The following is a 17860-nucleotide window of genomic DNA, read 5'->3' on the forward strand; positions in this document are numbered from 1 at the left end:
CCCGTTGTATCTTAAAAAAGAGTAGTTAACGACGATTCGTACGAGAAATCTAATATTTGTATTTCCAAAACTCGATTAGCGACTTCGGAAGACTACCAAGGATAATTTTTTGAGAATTGGTATTATAATTTTTTCCACTCTATTTGCAAATCCTTTAACTACTAACCACTAACCACCAAACCTAATGAATGACCAAAGCTTTTATCGACAACTAAAAAGTATCATCAAACGAGAGCCTGTAGTCTTAGCAACCGTGGTTAAAGTTATTGGTTCTGCACCCAGAGAAGTTGGTGCCAAAATGGCTGTTTGTGACGATGGCAGCATCATTGGTACTATTGGGGGTGGTGCTGGAGAAGACAAAGTAATTCGGCAAGCACTGACGGTGTTAAAAACAGGAGAAAAGCAACTCGTCGAAATCGATTTAACTGGTAATCCAGGAAAAGATGTTCGGGGAATTTGTGGCGGTAAGGTACGAGTATGGTTAGAAAAATGGTCGGAGTGGGCGATTTCTTTAGTCGATGAAATTCTGGGATTATTTCAATCGGGACAATCTGCCAAGTTAATTACCTCTTTTACTCAATACACTCGACCTTATTTAATTAGCGATCGCGACTTTGCTCGTGAAAGAGACTTTTTTAGTGAAATAGCAAGTTCACCTCACCGTCAGTTTATCGAATCGATCGCACCGCCACCCATTTTATCGATCTTTGGTGCCGGACATGTAGCAGTATCTCTAGCTCAAATTGCTAGCTTGGCAGGATTTCAAATCGCCGTACAGGACGACCGCCCCGAACTTATTACTCCCCAAAGATTTCCTCAAGCCTTCCTATTGTCTGCATCGATTAGTATTTTTTTAGACAAACTTGCCTCCCATTCAGAACTTTACGTGGCTTTAGTAACTAGAGGCTACATCCAAGATCTCCAAGCTTTACAGGCTCTGGTACGATCTTCTCTAGATTATAAGTATATCGGCGCGATTGGCAGTCAGAAACGCATTAGCAAGATCTGCCAAACACTACAACAGCAAGGCATAACTTTAGCAAATTTACCAAATTTTTATGCACCCATCGGTTTGGATATCGGTGCGCTAACTCCCGAAGAAATCGCCGTTAGTATCTGCGGAGAATTAATCAAAGTGCGTCGTGGCGGTACGGGTTTATCTCTCGCCGAACGAATACAAGACAAAGTCGCCCCTACAAAAGTTCATTTAGGAAAATTGTCTCATGGGCGAGCGCTATAATCGAGATTTTGCTCTAATTCTAGCGGCAGGCTATTCTACCCGCATGGGAACTTGTAAAGCCACTTTACCTTGGCATAACGGTAGATCTTTACTACGTTATCAAGCCGAAGAGTTTTTGCAGGCTGGCTTCATGCCAATCATCGTCCTCGGTACTCACAATGCCCATCTTCAAACAGATTGCCCTCACGGTAGTCGAATTGTAATCAATCAGCAAGGCGATCGCGGTAAAACTAGTTCGATTCTAACTGGCTTGCAATCTCTTCCCCAAACAGTCTCAACGATTACTATCTCTGCGGTAGACCAACCGCGATCTACTCATGTTTATATGGCTTTATTACAAGCTTATCGAAGTAAAAAAGCTTTAATTACCATACCTTGTTATCGAGAAAAGTTAGGTCATCCAATATTGTTTTCTCATCAAATATTACCCGAACTAGAGAAAATCGAAGAAGCTACTTTTGGCTTGCGTCAGGTAATCCATAAATTTTATTGCCAACTACATAGAATAAAATTTATGACTCCAGAAATTTTAATCGATCTCAATACCCCAGCCGAATATCGACTAGAGTTACAAAAAAGTAGTCGTTCGGAATTGGAATAGACAATATTTGGCTCTACCGAACTTATCAGCTCGAATTTGGCCAAAAGGCTAATCTACAAAATGAATTTTAGCGAAATTAAATAATATAGGTTTCAGCTTACAAAAGTATCAGGCTTTGAGCCTCTGTCAAACCTACATATACTCACATATACTCAAACAACGATCCGACTCATAAGCTTTGCTTAATAGTGAAATTTAAAAAGTTCAAGCTGTAAATTTTGCCTTTTTCGATTCTTACTGTAGGATGTTTACATAGACACAAACCAATTATAAAAAAATCATAATAGATTTACTTCAATAGTTGATTTGTATTGAAGAGACTTTTAGCCTGTTCAATCTAATGACATACTGCATTTTATTTTTCTTGGGGTTAATAACATTTTGGGCTGGTCTGAAAACAGCAGAAGAAGTTCATAGCATAGCTTTGGCCTCTGCTGGTCTTGTTTCTCTAAGTTGGGGATATTTTTCTAGTCCCTCTTTATTTCAATGGCTCAGTGGAATTTTGATTTTGGGTGCTTACCAAATCTATATTTCTCTAGTTGAATAATTGCTATTAGTCCTTTGCATGGCATAGATTTCTCTCTTTTGTCAACAATAAAATTTTAAAAAATAGTAAAATTTCCGAACATAACATTTTAGTTTGTCACCATGTCAATTACTAATAGGATTCATTTTAGGAACATCAAAGGCGATATCTTCGGTGGTATCACTGCTGCGATTATCGCCTTACCAATGGCTCTAACCTTCGGGGTTGCCTCTGGTGCTGGAGCTTCTTCTGGGTTATGGGGCGCGATTTTAGTCGGCTTTTTCGCGGCACTGTTTGGTGGAACTCCTACACTTATTTCCGAACCGACAGGTCCAATGACCGTTGTTATGACCGCCGTAATTGCCGGTCTTACCGCTGCCAACCCCGAAAATGGTTTGGCAATGGCATTTACCGTAGTCATGCTAGCTGGGGTTTTCCAAATAATTTTTGGATTTCTAAAACTCGGTCGATACGTCACTCTGATGCCCTATACCGTTATCTCTGGCTTTATGTCGGGTATTGGGGTAATTCTGATTATTTTGCAAATTGCCCCATTTTTAGGACAGGCTAGCCCAAAAGGTGGGGTAGTCGGTACGGTACAAAATCTACCGACGCTAATTGCCAACATCAATCCCCTCGAAACTCTCTTAGCGGCTATAACTGTAGCAATTCTTTTCTTCTATCCTGCCAAGTTGAAAAAATATATGCCGCCTCAGTTACTAGCATTAGTCCTCGGAACTCTAATTGCTATATTCTTCTTTGGTAATGCAGATATTCGCCGTATCGGTGAAATCTCAGTCGGTTGGCCTAGCTTACAACTACCTACTTTTAGTGCCACTCAATTAAGAGAAATGGTTATTGACGCTCTGGTTTTGGCAATGTTGGGCTGTATCGATGCTTTGCTCACTTCCTTAGTAGCAGATAGTTTAACTCGCACCGAACATGACTCCAACAAAGAATTAATCGGTCAAGGTTTGGGTAATTTGGCTTCAGGTTTATTCGGCGGTATTGCTGGTGCTGGTGCAACCATGGGTACTGTAGTTAACATTCAGACTGGTGGAAGAACTGCTCTTTCTGGATTGACCCGTGCTCTACTTTTACTGGTAGTAGTTTTAGGACTGAGTCAATATCTCGAAGGCATTCCCCTTGCAGTTTTAGCTGCCATTGCCCTTAAAGTTGGTATCGATATCGTGGACTGGGGTTTCCTCAAACGCGCTCACAAAATATCCCTCAAAGCAGCATTCATTATGTATGGGGTAATCATTTTGACGGTGTTTGTCGATTTGATTGTGGCTGTCGGTGTTGGAGTATTTGTCGCTAATGTTCTAACCATCGAACGTCTTTCCAATCATCGTGCCGATAAAGTTAAAGCGGTTACCTATGACGATGAAGAAATCGAGCTTAAGGAGGAAGAAAAACAGCTACTGGAAAGCGCCAATGGTCGCGTACTATTATTCTATCTAAGCGGTCCGATGATTTTTGGCGTAGCCAAAGCTATTTCTCGCGAACATAACTTAATGAATGATTATGAAGCTTTGGTTTTAGATTTATCTGAAGTACCGATTTTGGGTGTTACTTCTTCCCTAGCTCTAGAAAATGCCATCACCGAAGCTGTAGAAAAAGGTCGTCAGGTATTTATCGTCGGTGCTAGCGGACAGGCGGAAAAACGTCTGAGAAAAATAGGCGTAATGACTCAAATTCCCTCTCGCAATATCGTTCGCGATCGCATTACAGCACTCAGACAGGCAGCAAATTACCTTGACGAACACGCTTCAGGTTTCGAGCCTAGTACAATTCCTCCTCAAACAATTGGATAATTAGTCATTGGTCATTGGTCATTAGTCATTAGTTAAGAACTACAAAGAACAAAGGTCAAATGAATAAAGGACAAAAGACAAAAGACGAAGACAAATGACTAATAACAAACAACAAATTAATTAGAACTCAAATTTAAATCGTCCTTTCATCAAAAAGATTGTCATGATAAATTTAGCATCAATATTTCCTCAAGGGTTAGCTCCCGATCTTGTCTTTACTTCTCCATTAGTCGCCACTGCACCCAGTTCTGAAACTGCGCCGATGGTTTTAGCAGGGGTTTTACTCAGTCTCGTCTTCATCTACTTGGCGAGCAAGTTAGGAGGAGAACTTTCTAAATTAGTCGATTTACCTCCCGTATTAGGCGAACTAATCGCTGGTGTAGTAGTTGGAGTTTCGGCATTGCACCTACTAGTATTTCCCGAAACGGGTGCAGTTGCCAGCGATTCAGTCGTTATTACTATTTTGCAGCAGATTGCGGGTTTGAATCCCGAAAGTATTGGAGAGGTATTTGCAACTCAAAGTGAAGTTATCTCTGTCTTAGCCGAAATCGGAGTAATTATCCTCTTATTTGAAATCGGTTTGGAATCGGATATCAGAGAACTGAAAGAAGTCGGTGTCAGAGCCGCGATCGTTGCTTTTGTGGGAGTTGTCGCTCCTTTTGTTGCTGGTACGGTAGGACTAGTTTTAATCTTTGGGATGCCAACTATTCCTGCGGTATTTGCAGGTGCGGCGTTAACTGCTACCAGTATCGGTATTACTTCCAAGGTACTTTCAGAATTAGGACAGCTTAAATCGACAGAAGGTCAAATTATTGTCGGCGCGGCGGTTATCGATGATGTTCTCGGTATCATTGTCTTGGCAGTGGTAGCTAGTCTGGCAAAAACTGGAGATGTCGATGTTCTCAACTTGGTTTATCTCATAGTTAGTGCTACAGCTTTCTTGGTAGGTTCGATCTTTTTGGGTAAATTTTTTAATAAAAGCTTCGTAGCGATCGCAGAGAAATTGCAAACTAGAGGTAAGTTAGTCATCCCTGCTTTAATCTTTGCCTTCTCGATGGCGTTTTTGGCTAATGCCATTCATTTAGAAGCAATTTTAGGTGCTTTTGCCGCCGGTTTAGTTTTAGATGAAACTGACAAACGTAAAGAGTTAGACCGACAAGTTATTCCGATTGCAGATATCTTAGTTCCCATCTTCTTCGTATCTGTCGGTGCCAAAGTCGATCTCAGCGTTCTCAATCCTACTAATGCCGATAATCGTCAGGGATTGATTATTGCCACTTTCTTAATCGCGGTCGCTATTATCGGTAAGATTATTACTGGTTGGGCGATTTTCGGTAAGGAAAAAATCAACCGTTTGGCAATTGGAATTGGTATGATTCCTCGTGGTGAAGTGGGTTTGGTCTTTGCTGGTATTGGTGCGGCAAGTGGCGTTTTAGATAAACCCTTACAGGCAGCAATTATTATTATGGTCATTCTGACTACTTTTATTGCTCCTCCTCTATTACGTTTTGCTTTCCAAGAAGAGGAATCAGAACTGGTAGAAAAACCGGATTTAGCTATAGAAAATTAATCGCTCCAAGAATTTAAAACTCAAAATTGAGGGCGAATTCTGAAGAGTCTTAAGTATTATTAGGCTCTCAGAAGCTTTATCGCCCCAAATCTAACTAATTTCTCAACTAACTTTAATCGTCGCCAGGAAAAAAATTATGGATTATTTTGTATCGGATAAAAATACTTGGGTCTGGTTTTGTTTTACTGTTTATACAGTATCTGCCCTATTCATCGTACCCGACCGCACCAAAACTAATGCTGCAACTATATCCATGGCTTATGGCGATAGAAAAGCATTACAATTTGCTTCGCGACTTATATTCCGGATCGCTTTAATTTTTCCTATGGTGTTTATAATCAAAAATCTCATTTGAGATTAGTCATTAGTCATTAGTCTTTAGTCATTAAGTTCTTAGTAAATGTTAGAAGCTTGTGTTTTTGCCACGGTATTATGTGGTTTTTTTGGCATCATTTTTAAGAAAAATTTGGTGATGAAAATTATCTCGATGGACATCATGAGTACGGGAGTTATTGCCTATTACGTGCTGGTGGCATCGCGAGATGGTTTATTTACGCCAATTGTGGCTGGTAAAGATAATGTTGCTTACGCCGATCCCGTTCCCCAGGCAGTTATCTTGACAGCGATTGTTATTGGTTTTTCCATTCAGGCGTTGATGCTGGTAGGCATAATGAAGTTAGCTAAAAACAATCCCACTTTAGATACTAGAGCGATCGAAGAGAATAATACACCATGACCGAGATCACAATCGCTTGGATGGCATTACCCTTTTTTACTGGGTTTATTATCTATCTGCTACCGAGAGTCAGTCGCTGGCTGGCAGTAGCAATGGCTTTGGTTTCGGCTGGCTATGCCTTGCAGATATTTTTAGAGCCATCGCCTTTAACTATACAGCTACTAGATAATTTCGGCGTTAGTTTGGCTATCGACCAGTTGAGTAGCTTTTTCATCTTAACCAATGCCGTAGTAACGGCCGCAGTAATTATCTATTGTTGGAACAGTAGCAAAACGGCTTTCTTTTATATGCAGACGATTATTCTGCACGGCAGTGTCAATGCTACTTTTATCTGTGCGGATTTTATCAGTTTGTATGTCGCCTTAGAAGTAATTAGTATTGCCGCGTTTCTACTGATTGCCTATCCTCGCAGCGATCGCTCGATTTGGGTGGGATTGCGCTACCTGTTTGTCAGCAATACGGCGATGTTATTTTATCTGGTGGGGGCAGTACTAGTATATCAGGCACACCATTCTTTTAATTTTGCTGGTTTGCGGGGTTCACCTCCAGAAGCAGTTGCCCTGATTTTTTTGGGACTTTTAGTTAAGGGAGGTATTTTTGTCTCGGGCTTGTGGTTGCCTTTAACCCATTCTGAATCACAATCCCCAGTGTCGGCAATGCTTTCTGGAGTTGTTGTCAAAGCGGGGGTATTTCCCCTAGTGCGTTGTGCCCTGCTATTAGAGGAACTCAACCCGATCGTGAGGTTTTTTGGTGTCGGTACGGCACTTTTAGGAGTGGGCTATGCCGTGTTTGAAAAAGATACCAAGCGGACTTTAGCATTTAGTACCATTTCTCAGTTAGGTTTTGTCCTCGCCGCGCCAGAGGTAGGAGGCTTTTACGCCCTAACTCACGGATTAGTCAAATCTGCCCTGTTTTTAATTGCTGGTATTTTACCAAGTCGTAACTTTAAGGAATTACACCATCAGCCCCTAGATAGCCGCATCTGGATTGCTTTAGCGATCGCCAGTTTTTCGATCTCTGGCTTTCCGCTGCTGTCTGGGTTTGGAGCCAAGGTATTGACTAGTAAGAATTTATTACCCTGGCAGGTTATTACGATGAACATTGCAACCTTAGGAACCACAATTGTATTTGCCAAGTTTATCTTCCTTCCCCATAGGAAATCCCCCCAAGGATCCAAAGTACAATCGGGATTTTGGTGGGCAATGGTTATTTTACTCGGCGGATTGATTGGGGCAAATGGTGTTTATTACCAGGCTTATACCATAAGTAATATTGTCAAACCACTAGTGACAATTGCCATTGGCTGGCTAGCATATCTTTTTGTGTTTAACAAGTTAGTTCTCAAGTTACCCCGTGTACTTGAGGAATTGGAGCATTCAATTGGGTTTATGGCTGTAATGTTAATTCTAGTTTTCTGGATGGTGAAGGTGTGATCGCACATTTTAATTTGATAATTAGCTAAATAATTTTGCTGTTAACCAGCCCGAGGGCAAACTAATGGCTTGCTTTAAATACCTTATATAACTTACTCTTAAAAATTATGTGCCAGTCAATAACCCTAGTGGGTGCGATCGAATTGACAACAGATAATCCCACTCTGGAAACTAGGGCGATTCTAATTCTTAGACGCTACGCGAGCAAAGAGAAATAAGTAATACAACACCATGACCGAGATTACCATTGCCTGGATTGCTATACCGTTTTTTATCGGGTTTATTATCTATCTGCTACCGAGAGTCAGTCGCTGGCTGGCAGTAGCAATGGCTTTGGTTTCGGCTGGCTATGCCTTGCAGATATTTTTAGAGCCATCGCCTTTAACTATACAGCTACTAGATAATTTCGGCGTTAGTTTGGCTATCGACCAGTTGAGTAGCTTTTTCATCTTAACCAATGCCGTAGTAACGGCCGCAGTAATTATCTATTGTTGGAACAGTAGCAAAACGGCTTTCTTTTATATGCAGACGATTATTCTGCACGGCAGTGTCAATGCTACTTTTATCTGTGCGGATTTTATCAGTTTGTATGTCGCCTTAGAAGTAATTAGTATTGCCGCGTTTCTACTGATTGCCTATCCTCGCAGCGATCGCTCGATTTGGGTGGGATTGCGCTACCTGTTTGTCAGCAATACGGCGATGTTATTTTATCTGGTGGGGGCAGTACTAGTATATCAGGCACACCATTCTTTTAATTTTGCTGGTTTGCGGGGTTCACCTCCAGAAGCAGTTGCCCTGATTTTTTTGGGACTTTTAGTTAAGGGAGGTATTTTTGTCTCGGGCTTGTGGTTGCCTTTAACCCATTCTGAATCACAATCCCCAGTGTCGGCAATGCTTTCTGGAGTTGTTGTCAAAGCGGGGGTATTTCCCCTAGTGCGTTGTGCCCTGCTATTAGAGGAACTCAACCCGATCGTGAGGTTTTTTGGTGTCGGTACGGCACTTTTAGGAGTGGGCTATGCCGTGTTTGAAAAAGATACCAAGCGGACTTTAGCATTTAGTACCATTTCTCAGTTAGGTTTTGTCCTCGCCGCGCCAGAGGTAGGAGGCTTTTACGCCCTAACTCACGGATTAGTCAAATCTGCCCTGTTTTTAATTGCTGGTATTTTACCAAGTCGTAACTTTAAGGAATTACACCATCAGCCCCTAGATAGCCGCATCTGGATTGCTTTAGTTATCGCCAGTTTTTCGATCTCTGGCTTTCCGCTGCTGTCTGGGTTTGGGGCAAAGGTATTGACTAGTAAAAATTTACTACCCTGGCAGGTAATTGGGATGAATATTGCCGCCCTGGGAACAGCCATTTCCTTTGCGAAATTCATCTTTCTCCCCCACCAAAGAGCTCCCCAGACTCTTCAAAAGTTACAACCCGGTTTTTGGTGGGCGATGGCAATCTTACTCGGCGGATTGGTTGGAGCAAATGTGTTTTATTACCAAGCTTACACCATAACCAATATCATTAAACCGCTCTTTACTATTGCTCTCGGCTGGCTGGCATATCTGGTTATTTTTAAGAGATCGGTAATTAAGTTACCAAGGGCGAGCGAACAGTTCGATCATCTAATCGGAATTATGGCTGTAATGTTAATTTTACTTTTCTGGATAGTATGGACGCGACCGCATATTTCAATATAATTCTCAGACTGGCAATTTGGTTTTTACTCACCGCCGATCTCAGTCTGGCAAATATCATCATCGGTGTGGCGATCGCATTCCTATTGCCCCGCAGCTATACCTCCCCAGGAGCCTTAAAAGATTGGCTGCGGGTGTTATGGGAAATCGTGGTCGCCATTCCCCAGGCATATATAGAAGCGATCCAAATTATGCTTCGTCCTCATAATCAAGAAGCGATCGTCTGCGAAAGAGTCAAACCCCAACGAACACCAGGACTTATATTTCTGGATATATTTTTGATTACCTTTACCCCCAAAACCATTGTCTTGAAATACCACGAACGAGGCTGGTACGAAGTACATCGGGTGATACGGAGAAAAAGCGGAGGGAGCAGAGGAAAGAAGCGTAGGAACGCTTGGGGAGACAATTAACGACTAACTACTAACATTCTCAAGTAAATAAAGATGGACTCAATTTTAATTGCCATGATTTTGGCTTTACTCATACCGATTTATGAAGCTTGTCAGGATGATGATATTTGGCAAAAAATGCTCGCCTTTGCCAGTATTGCCACTAAAACCTCAATTATGATGCTGGCGATTTCAGTGTTTCGCGATGATTGGTCAATTGGGGTAGTTGCAGTCATCATTTTAAGTGTGGGCAATGCGGGATTAATGCTACTGGCACATTTAATTAAACGGTTGAATGAAGTATGATCGACATTTTAAGTTATAGCTGTATAGTTATCGGAATTATCTTCTGGTTTTGGGGAACCTTGCCCCTAATTGGAAACCGGTCGGTTTTATTTAAACTCCATAGTCTTTCGGTTGCCGATACCCTTGGCTCAATGAGTATTATTATCGGTTTACTGCTCGAGATACCTAGAGAATGGTCGCTGTTGCTTCTAGCAATTATTACCTTAGCAATCTGGAATACAGTGCTGGGGTATGTTATAGCCTATTGTTCTAGCAGCGGAGGAAAAAATGATCGATAAGTATGTTTATATCATCATCGCCTTGCTTCCTTTAGCGGCTTTAATGCTGGTATTTCAGGTCAATCCCTATCATGCTCTAGTAGTCCGAGCCATTTTAGGAGCAGTAGCAGCATTAGTATATGCGGTTTTGGGGGCGGCAGATGTAGCTTTAACTGAAGCTTTGGTAGGAACGATGTTAGCAATTACTCTGTATGTGGTTGCAGTTCGTTCCTCTATGGTCATGCGTCTGGGAATAATTAAGGAAGTAGAGGCAGAAAAAGAAAGTTATTTTCAAGAATTAATCGCTAATCTCAGAAAAGTCGTAAATAAACATCATCTGCGTCTTGAATTAATCGAATACCCCAATCTGACAGCTTTAGAACGAGCATTGATGGCTAGAGAAGTTCATGCTATCTGTAGCAAAACAAAACAATTAGCACCAGATAGCGATCGCCCTTCTCATAGTTCGTCCGGAGGACATAGCCAATGCCTTTTGACAGATCGCCAGCTCTATCAAACCGCCATTAGAGTGCGCCGTCTCTTTGAGATCGTGCAAACCGAAGCTCACCTACCAGACACCAGTCTGACCTATGTAACTGTACCAACTGTGGAGGAAAAACATTAATGAAATGGGTCTATATTGCGGCGGGAATAGCGTTGTTCGTCAAAATGCTGGTTATGCCCAATCCAGCAGCCGACTGGGAGGACGTTTCGATAGTAGAATCGATCGTAAAAGATAGTGGCGTACCGAATGCAGTTTCAGGGATTATTTTTCGCAATCGGCTCTATGACACGATCTTCGAAGTGGTAGTATTTACAATTGCTATTTTAGGCGTGGGTTTTCTGCTTGCCGACGAACAACCTACAGAAATAATCTATCAATTTAGCGATCGCCCTTCAATCGTACTGGCGCGTTTGGGGGCAACTATTGCGGCGATCGTCAGTATCGAACTAGCAATTAGAGGACACCTAAGTCCTGGTGGTGGTTTTGCGGCTGGGGTGGCTGGTGGAACGGCAATTGGCTTAATTGCAATTACTTCGTCGTCGCAGTGGATGGAAGCAATTTATCAAAAATGGCAGGCTGCTACCTGGGAAAAAGTTTCCGTACTAATCTTTATCGTCTTGGCAGCGATTACTCTCGCTGGATGGGAATTACCACAGGGACAATTAGGTGCGCTCTTTAGTGGTGGCATGATTCCTTTACTCAATATTCTGGTGGCGATTAAAGTAGCACTGGGTTCGTGGGCGGTTATCGTCTTGTTTATTCGTTATCGCGGATTGCTTTAAAAGTCCCATCCCGATTTATTGCGATTAGAGCGGTCTTTTTGGCAAAATGTAGCGTCGATCGCATTTATTTTTTGGATTTGACTTTTTACTAGACACAGTAGATGTAAGTTTGAAGTCATTTATTTATATCATGTACCAATTTCGGCTAGGGACGCTCGCTAGGGAAACGGCATCGGCTAGAAATTGGACGGCAGCAATCGCTTTAGGTTTGGCACTATTGGGAATTGCCTTGGCTTCAATCTTAATCGCGATCGCCGAACGAGAACTTACACCCTACGCGATTACTGGCGATCGCCTATTAATAGCCGCAGTTGCTTTTGGTGCTTGGAATAGTCTCAAAGCTTCTTTCAATCTCCACCGAGAGCCAGACTCTGAGTTTCAACCATACACCAAACGAGCTACTATTTTAATGTCCGTAGCCGGAATCAGTTTTGCTATTTCTCTGTCACTTTGGGCATGGTCTTTGACTCAAACTAGTATCGCCAATTCTACTTTGTTAAATAACATGATGCCGATTTTTACTACTTTGGGTGGTTGGCTGGTATTTGGTCAACGATTTTCTCTACGCTTTTTATTGGGAATGGCAGTAGCAATTGGTGGTGCAATCGCAATTGGCATTGAAGACTTGCAGTTGGCAGAGAGTAATTTAACTGGAGATGGTGCGGCTTTAGTGGCGGCAGTGTTTTCGGCTGTCAGTATTTTAAGTTTGGAGCAACTTAGAATACAATTTTCTACTCCGATAATTATGCAGTGGACGAGTCTAGTAGGAGGTCTATTCGTTCTGCCACTAGTTTTTTTAAGTAATGGTCAATTATTACCAGTTTCACTCACTGGTTGGTTAGCAGTTATTGGTTTGGGTACGATTTCTCAGGCGATAGGACAGGGATTGCTTACCTATAGTTTGGCTAAGTTTTCTTCAGGATTCGTAGCAGTATCGATGTTAGCGATTCCTGTAATTGCGGCAGTTTTGGCGTTGCTAATTTTTGCCGAACAGTTAAGTCTCTATAATTGGTTGGCATTTTTAGTAGTTTTATTCGGTATTTATCTATCGGTATCGGCAAAGAATAGTAACTCTGAATTGTCCGTCGAGCGATCGATTTTGTAAAGGCAATACGCCAACAGTTTGGTAGGGAATGTCAAATAACGAAGTCAGAAATTACTGCGGAAACCTCAGGTGACACGCCCTCCTCTGACCGTTGGTCAAAATTGCATTTGATATCTAACCTTAAATTCATTGAAAAAGTAATCGTAGGTAGCACTCACTGAAGATTCGTCACTCAGCCGATAAGTTCCTTCGATTGCTGGGTAAACTCGCAAGTAATCTAAGTTTATTTCTTCTCCAATATCGATAATTGTTTGGTCGGCAAAATTAAAAATTTCTCGTTCTAGGGGTGTAATTACAAATTGAGTTACGCCAAATTCAAATAGCTGTTGTTCGTTACTTTCTTGTAGTTCCTCGGCTAAACCGATAAACTGTTTACCCAACAAGGAAAGAATTGCTCCCTGACTGCGAGGCGGATTGCTGTCTAGACTTACTGCGGGAGAATTTAAGATTTCTCTAACCGAGCCTTCTGCAAAAGCATTAGCATTGATACATTCTGCTAGCTGGGTTAGTTCCTCTTGAGTATAGATTTCTTCGGCAAATAAAGGTTCTAAGGGGGGTTCGATAAGGCAAAGATTGTCGGGGTCTTCATCAATTCGAGGAACGATACGCTCTGCCTCTCCCTGTACGTTTAGAGTAATGTTAATGGTTTCGTTTCTGCCTACCTGAGAAATCGGATCGGGAATTTCATTATCATCTATTACTCCGCGATCAATATCGGCAAGTTCGGATACCTCAGTTTCTAGCCTGATATCTATAAAAGGATTGAGAATGGATTCTTGAGGATCGAAAATAATGACATTATTGTATGCCTGTTGCAAGTTAAATTCACTGCTGACAAAATCTACGTCGGCTCGTTCTACTTCCAGCGTTCCGTCAGCTTGAATTTCTGTGACGTTGTCAGCCGCACCGTTTAAAATCAAATCCCCACTAACTGCAAATTGGTATAGGGGTTCTTGTTGAAACCTAAAGTCTTCTAAAACTATGGCAAAATCCTGGAGTCTGGGAGTAAAGGCAGTTTCAGTATCGATGTCTTCGTTTGTCTCATCCAAGGCTATTTCTGTTTCTGCTTGTTCTTCTCCTTCGGGTACGAATCCCTGTCCGTCAAATAATTCGATCGCGCCACCAATTGTCGGACTAACAGCATTACCCGTAATCATAACTTCGCCTTCGATACCACCTTCATAGAGTTGGTCTAAATCGATCTCGCTTTCTCGGAAAACTAGAGTTAGAGGCTCGCCGATACCTTCTCTCGACTCAAAGAGGGGTAAAATTCCTGCCGCCGAGATTTCGCTATCGGCAAAAGTTCCCACCAGTTGTTCTACTTGTAACAAACTTTCGTCGATGACAATTTCGGCAGTAACATTTAAAGGTTCGGCGAAAACAGTAGTTTCCAGAATAGTATTATTGAGAATAATTTCTCCAACTACATCGAGGTCTTGAAGGGGAAAATCTTGGCTTAAATCTATACGTCCGTTGGCATCGAGTGCGATTTCTGCCTCACCACCCTCGAATTCGAGCGCACCTCCAGTAAAACCATCAATCAGAGCAATTCCACCTTCGTCTAGATCGGCTATCAAACTTACTCGGTCGTTTTCCGGCTCGATGGGAAAGGGAATGCTAGCTTGGATTTGAGCGGAGGGGGTTTCGGTAGTGTCTAGTTCTAAGCGAGCATTATCGTAGATGTATTCCCCAGTTATGTTTGGTAGCCGGCGATCGCTTCTTCTAGCTGTAGTTGTTCTGTGGCAAATGGTTGTAAAAAGGGGTTCAAGGGAACATTACTAGCATCTAGAACGGCTTGCCAATTACTAGTGGCTAAATTACCAGTACCCCTGAGATTTATTTCCCCCGAATTGATATTTAGTTTGGTATCGCGAATCGTTAAAATCGAATCGTCAAATAAAATTTCTCCCGTTCCCGAGATATCGGTTTCGGCAGTTGTAGTCACCGAAGGTGCTTGCCAATTAACCAATACCTCTGGTTCTGCTATAGTACCGTCTACCTTAGCTACGGCAGTAACCGTACCGACATTAAACGGCACGTCGGTAGCATAACGGTACTTAAACAATTTAAACAGACAAAATAAGATAGAATACCTTTGCTGATTAACTTTAACATTATTCTAAAGCCCGATCGCACTTACTTTATGAAAGAAACTACTCCCGCAGCCATGCCTCCCTGTTTCGATAGATGAGATGGTGTCAAAAGTTTGATGATTTACTGAGAACTAAAGCGCAAAAAAGGGAATTCAGACATTATTTAGGAGGATTATTAGGGGAAAGTGAGCGAAAAAATGTATCTCAAATGGCTAAAGACGCAGTAGAGGTCACATACCACAAATTACACCATTTCTTAACTGAAGCAACTTGGTCAGCGAACAAGATAAATGAACGTCGCTTAGAAGTGATGAACAAGTGTAATCAAACGAGAATCAGTAAGGGATTTAGTCTAATTGTTGATGACTCTGGGCATAGAAAAAGTGGTAACTTTACCGCAGCAGTAGGTCGTCAATATATTGGGGAAATTGGGAAAACAGATAATGGCAATGTTGTAGTAACAACTCATCTATATGATGGCCAAAAAAGCTTACCTTTAGACATAGAACTATATCAACATGGTAATTCGTTGCCCGAAGGAAAGAAAGACAGAGAATTCAAGAAAAAACCCACCTTAGCCTTAGAATTAATCGATAAAAGTTTGAAGAGGGGATATCGACCAGGACTAGTATTAATAGATTCGTCCTATGGTAACAACACAACTGTTTTACTCGAACTGGAAAAAAAGAAATTAAAGTATATAGGAGGAATCGCTAAAAATCGTAATATTTTGGTTAAAACTCCATCAAATCAATTAGAAAAAATCAGAGTAGATGAATATGCTCAATGGTTATCTGATGAGGAATTTAAGGAGATTCAAATCCAGGGTGAAAAACCTAGAACCGTCTGGGTAGCAATAATAGAAGCAGAAATATCAAGGCTAGAAGGAATCAGAAAAATAGCTATCGTCATGAGTGCACCAATCTTTGAAGATGCTGAAGATATTGACTACTTACTCACAAATGTTGAGGGAGAAATAGTAACCGAGCAATGGATAGTTCAAACTTATGCTCAGAGAAACTGGATAGAAGTTTTCTATCGAGAAGCCAAGGGATGGTTAGGATTAAAAGAGTATCAAGTTAGAGATAAGAAGAGTTTGGAAAGACATTTTATTCTAGTTTTTTGTGCCTATACTTTTATCCTTTGGCATAAGCTTACTGGAGGTTTAAGAAGACGTTGGGCGAACAAACCTTTGGAGACATTTCCTGAAGCATTAGAAGCTTTTCGTACAGGTATATCTTATCGTTTTGTCCAATGGTTGAACCAAAATCGCGACGTATTCGTAGCTTATAAAGCTAGTTTGGGCTTTGTTTGGGCTTGATTTTTGTTTAAGTACCGATAATAGGGCTGGAGTAGTTCTTCGGCTGTTAATTCTGCTTGGAACTCAAACGACAACGGTATAGCTGTCGATTCGGGAGTGGTATTACTTAGATCGGTTCCGATTAAACCTCGTCCCGTAACTTCTCCGCCGACTGCGGGAATAAGACTGAGATTTTCTAAAACGACTCGTTCTAAACTCGCTGCTAGTTCGGCTTCTACCTCATCTAATTTAGTTTCGGCAATGGTAATGGGTTGGGTATTGCTAATAGTTCCTTGAAGTAGGGGTTTGGCGATCGCTCCGGTTAATTGCAAATTGGCTCTAATTTTTCCCGAAACGTCTACTGGAGACTGAACTGGAGCGATCGCCAATAGCTCCTCTAGAGCAAAAGAAGGCAGGTTTATGTTTACGTCATAGCCTTTTTCCCAGTTAATTCGCCCGTCTACACGAGCGACAATATCGCCAATGCTAGCTTGAGTATTATTAATATTTACTTTTTTTTCATTAAAACGCAATCGCGATCGCGCCGTTAGAGGTTTTGGTAATTGTTCGGCTGTGGCTTGCACCCGTTGCAAACTAAGCGTTCCTTCAATGCGAGTATCGTCGATCTCTTCAAAAGAAGGAAAGTTTACCTCTAGATCGGCGTTTAGTTCCCCTCGTTGCAGTTGGACTGGTGGCTCGTTTGGCAATAAAGATAATACTTTTGGTAGAGCTAAATCTTCCACCAAAATTTGTGCTTTTGTCTTACCCGTCTCGAAATCCGTTTCACCTGTAACGTTGGCTATAGCTTCCCCGATTTTAGTATCTAAATCGTATTCAATATACTGCGGTTGAGCCCGATCGTAATTAAGGCTACCATCGATCTCTAAGTTAACCGGTGCATCGCGTTCGTTAGGCAGTAGTGCCACGTCTCCAGATTCAGCAATTACAGTAATGTCAAAATCGATCGGCAGTCCTCCCCCTTGTTCCGAACCAGCAGGTAAATCTAACCAGGAACCATTTTCATCCTGTTCTAAATAAATATCGGGATCGATTAAAGTAACTTCTAGGGGCAAAACGCGGCGGAAAATAACTGGCAAGAGATTGAACCCAACCTTTACTCGATCTACAATGACGTAATCTGGATCGTCGTCATCGACGGAAACAGTAGAGCGAGCGAAGGTAATGCTGTTGAAAGAAAAACTTATGACTTCTCCGAGATCGACGGGACATGCCAAGGTTTGACTCAACTGCCGTTCCAAAAAAGGTGGAAGTTTCTCGGTTACCAGCCACCTCGTTCCGATATAGCCCAACACCCCAAAAGCGATCGCTACACTACCAACAGCAATAGTTGATGGTTTTTTTAATCGCTCCAGCCAAAATGTATTGGAATTCTTTTGCTCTACTGACATTCACTTTTTTACAGGTTTTTGGTAAAATGTCAAAATCTTTTAACAACTATTAAAAAAATGCGGAATAGACTATTTCGCACAGAAGTTCATACTAATTAAATA

General features: G+C 41.7%; 17 protein-coding genes and 1 pseudogene. 15 read left to right on the forward strand and 3 right to left on the reverse strand.

Annotation, left to right across the window (positions count from 1 at the left end):
- Nucleotides 1–184 precede the first annotated feature (184 nt).
- The 14 genes from ACLFKQ_RS19545 (at nucleotide 185) to ACLFKQ_RS19610 (ending at nucleotide 12956) form a co-directional block, all read left to right on the forward strand.
- The gene (locus tag ACLFKQ_RS19545) at nucleotides 185–1240 is read left to right on the forward strand and encodes an XdhC family protein (protein ID WP_449001426.1); all 1056 of its coding nucleotides are present in this window, start codon (nucleotides 185–187) and stop codon (nucleotides 1238–1240) included.
- The gene (locus tag ACLFKQ_RS19550; RefSeq protein ID WP_449001427.1) at nucleotides 1224–1841 is read left to right on the forward strand and encodes a nucleotidyltransferase family protein; all 618 of its coding nucleotides are present in this window, start codon (nucleotides 1224–1226) and stop codon (nucleotides 1839–1841) included. Before ACLFKQ_RS19545 ends, ACLFKQ_RS19550 begins: the two co-directional genes overlap by 17 nt.
- A gap of 648 nt (nucleotides 1842–2489) precedes the next feature.
- Nucleotides 2490–4184, forward strand: coding sequence for a bicarbonate transporter BicA (gene bicA, locus ACLFKQ_RS19555; protein ID WP_449001428.1), 1695 nt, complete (start codon nucleotides 2490–2492; stop codon nucleotides 4182–4184).
- A gap of 163 nt (nucleotides 4185–4347) precedes the next feature.
- The gene (locus ACLFKQ_RS19560) at nucleotides 4348–5754 is read left to right on the forward strand and encodes a cation:proton antiporter (protein WP_449001429.1); all 1407 of its coding nucleotides are present in this window, start codon (nucleotides 4348–4350) and stop codon (nucleotides 5752–5754) included.
- Between the two features lie 136 nt (nucleotides 5755–5890).
- Nucleotides 5891–6109 (forward strand): hypothetical protein, encoded by a 219-nt coding sequence (locus ACLFKQ_RS19565; RefSeq protein ID WP_449001430.1) that lies wholly within the window; start codon nucleotides 5891–5893, stop codon nucleotides 6107–6109.
- 45 nt (nucleotides 6110–6154) lie between these two features.
- Entirely contained in the window at nucleotides 6155–6490 is a 336-nt protein-coding gene (locus ACLFKQ_RS19570; RefSeq protein ID WP_449001431.1) for a cation:proton antiporter subunit C, read from the forward strand.
- A complete protein-coding gene (locus tag ACLFKQ_RS19575; RefSeq protein WP_449001432.1) occupies nucleotides 6487–7923 on the forward strand; it encodes a cation:proton antiporter in 1437 nt (478 codons plus the stop codon). The genes ACLFKQ_RS19570 and ACLFKQ_RS19575 overlap by 4 nt, the downstream gene beginning before the upstream one ends.
- Before the next feature lie 231 nt (nucleotides 7924–8154).
- On the forward strand, nucleotides 8155–9612 hold the full coding sequence (locus ACLFKQ_RS19580; RefSeq protein WP_449001433.1) for a cation:proton antiporter: 1458 nt from the start codon (nucleotides 8155–8157) through the stop codon (nucleotides 9610–9612).
- Nucleotides 9585–10022 carry a Na+/H+ antiporter subunit E gene (locus ACLFKQ_RS19585; RefSeq protein WP_449001434.1) on the forward strand — a complete coding sequence of 146 codons (438 nt, stop codon included), beginning with the start codon at nucleotides 9585–9587 and terminating at the stop codon, nucleotides 10020–10022. Before ACLFKQ_RS19580 ends, ACLFKQ_RS19585 begins: the two co-directional genes overlap by 28 nt.
- Before the next feature lie 33 nt (nucleotides 10023–10055).
- Entirely contained in the window at nucleotides 10056–10307 is a 252-nt protein-coding gene (locus tag ACLFKQ_RS19590) for a hypothetical protein (RefSeq protein WP_449001435.1), read from the forward strand.
- On the forward strand, nucleotides 10304–10585 hold the full coding sequence (locus ACLFKQ_RS19595) for a monovalent cation/H(+) antiporter subunit G (protein WP_449001436.1): 282 nt from the start codon (nucleotides 10304–10306) through the stop codon (nucleotides 10583–10585). Before ACLFKQ_RS19590 ends, ACLFKQ_RS19595 begins: the two co-directional genes overlap by 4 nt.
- A complete protein-coding gene (locus tag ACLFKQ_RS19600; RefSeq protein WP_449001437.1) occupies nucleotides 10575–11189 on the forward strand; it encodes a DUF4040 domain-containing protein in 615 nt (204 codons plus the stop codon). The genes ACLFKQ_RS19595 and ACLFKQ_RS19600 overlap by 11 nt, the downstream gene beginning before the upstream one ends.
- Entirely contained in the window at nucleotides 11189–11851 is a 663-nt protein-coding gene (locus tag ACLFKQ_RS19605; protein WP_449001438.1) for a Na(+)/H(+) antiporter subunit B, read from the forward strand. The genes ACLFKQ_RS19600 and ACLFKQ_RS19605 overlap by 1 nt, the downstream gene beginning before the upstream one ends.
- 130 nt (nucleotides 11852–11981) lie before the next feature.
- On the forward strand, nucleotides 11982–12956 hold the full coding sequence (locus ACLFKQ_RS19610; RefSeq protein WP_449001439.1) for a DMT family transporter: 975 nt from the start codon (nucleotides 11982–11984) through the stop codon (nucleotides 12954–12956).
- Between the two features lie 95 nt (nucleotides 12957–13051).
- Here the strand turns inward: ACLFKQ_RS19610 and ACLFKQ_RS19615 are convergent, their stop codons facing one another.
- Complete coding sequence (locus tag ACLFKQ_RS19615) at nucleotides 13052–14533, reverse strand: translocation/assembly module TamB domain-containing protein (protein WP_449001440.1); 1482 nt, start codon at nucleotides 14531–14533, stop codon at nucleotides 13052–13054.
- A 116-nt stretch (nucleotides 14534–14649) separates the two neighbouring features.
- A complete protein-coding gene (locus ACLFKQ_RS19620; RefSeq protein ID WP_449001441.1) occupies nucleotides 14650–15021 on the reverse strand; it encodes a hypothetical protein in 372 nt (123 codons plus the stop codon).
- Between the two features lie 78 nt (nucleotides 15022–15099).
- On the opposite strand from ACLFKQ_RS19620, the pseudogene ACLFKQ_RS19625 reads away from it, so the two are divergent.
- A pseudogene (locus ACLFKQ_RS19625) lies at nucleotides 15100–16370 on the forward strand (IS701 family transposase).
- Here the strand turns inward: ACLFKQ_RS19625 and ACLFKQ_RS19630 are convergent.
- Nucleotides 16337–17758 carry a hypothetical protein gene (locus ACLFKQ_RS19630; protein ID WP_449001442.1) on the reverse strand — a complete coding sequence of 474 codons (1422 nt, stop codon included), beginning with the start codon at nucleotides 17756–17758 and terminating at the stop codon, nucleotides 16337–16339. The pseudogene ACLFKQ_RS19625 and the gene ACLFKQ_RS19630 overlap by 34 nt on opposite strands.
- Nucleotides 17759–17860 lie beyond the last annotated feature (102 nt).

This window comes from Myxosarcina sp. GI1(2024), assembly GCF_053543375.1.

What these genes read in the sequence shown, in the direction of transcription:
- ACLFKQ_RS19565 (WP_449001430.1), top strand. Translation starts at nt 5,891, where the DNA reads ATGGATTATTTTGTATCGGATAAAAATACTTGGGTCTGGTTTTGTTTT.
- ACLFKQ_RS19585 (WP_449001434.1), top strand. Translation starts at nt 9,585, where the DNA reads ATGGACGCGACCGCATATTTCAATATAATTCTCAGACTGGCAATTTGG.
- ACLFKQ_RS19590 (WP_449001435.1), top strand. Translation starts at nt 10,056, where the DNA reads ATGGACTCAATTTTAATTGCCATGATTTTGGCTTTACTCATACCGATT.
- ACLFKQ_RS19600 (WP_449001437.1), top strand. Translation starts at nt 10,575, where the DNA reads ATGATCGATAAGTATGTTTATATCATCATCGCCTTGCTTCCTTTAGCG.
- ACLFKQ_RS19545 (WP_449001426.1), top strand. Translation starts at nt 185, where the DNA reads ATGAATGACCAAAGCTTTTATCGACAACTAAAAAGTATCATCAAACGA.
- bicA (WP_449001428.1), top strand. Translation starts at nt 2,490, where the DNA reads ATGTCAATTACTAATAGGATTCATTTTAGGAACATCAAAGGCGATATC.
- ACLFKQ_RS19605 (WP_449001438.1), top strand. Translation starts at nt 11,189, where the DNA reads ATGAAATGGGTCTATATTGCGGCGGGAATAGCGTTGTTCGTCAAAATG.
- ACLFKQ_RS19630 (WP_449001442.1), bottom strand. Translation starts at nt 17,758, where the DNA reads ATGTCAGTAGAGCAAAAGAATTCCAATACATTTTGGCTGGAGCGATTA.
- ACLFKQ_RS19595 (WP_449001436.1), top strand. Translation starts at nt 10,304, where the DNA reads ATGATCGACATTTTAAGTTATAGCTGTATAGTTATCGGAATTATCTTC.
- ACLFKQ_RS19560 (WP_449001429.1), top strand. Translation starts at nt 4,348, where the DNA reads ATGATAAATTTAGCATCAATATTTCCTCAAGGGTTAGCTCCCGATCTT.
- ACLFKQ_RS19610 (WP_449001439.1), top strand. Translation starts at nt 11,982, where the DNA reads ATGTACCAATTTCGGCTAGGGACGCTCGCTAGGGAAACGGCATCGGCT.
- ACLFKQ_RS19575 (WP_449001432.1), top strand. Translation starts at nt 6,487, where the DNA reads ATGACCGAGATCACAATCGCTTGGATGGCATTACCCTTTTTTACTGGG.
- ACLFKQ_RS19580 (WP_449001433.1), top strand. Translation starts at nt 8,155, where the DNA reads ATGACCGAGATTACCATTGCCTGGATTGCTATACCGTTTTTTATCGGG.
- ACLFKQ_RS19570 (WP_449001431.1), top strand. Translation starts at nt 6,155, where the DNA reads ATGTTAGAAGCTTGTGTTTTTGCCACGGTATTATGTGGTTTTTTTGGC.
- ACLFKQ_RS19550 (WP_449001427.1), top strand. Translation starts at nt 1,224, where the DNA reads ATGGGCGAGCGCTATAATCGAGATTTTGCTCTAATTCTAGCGGCAGGC.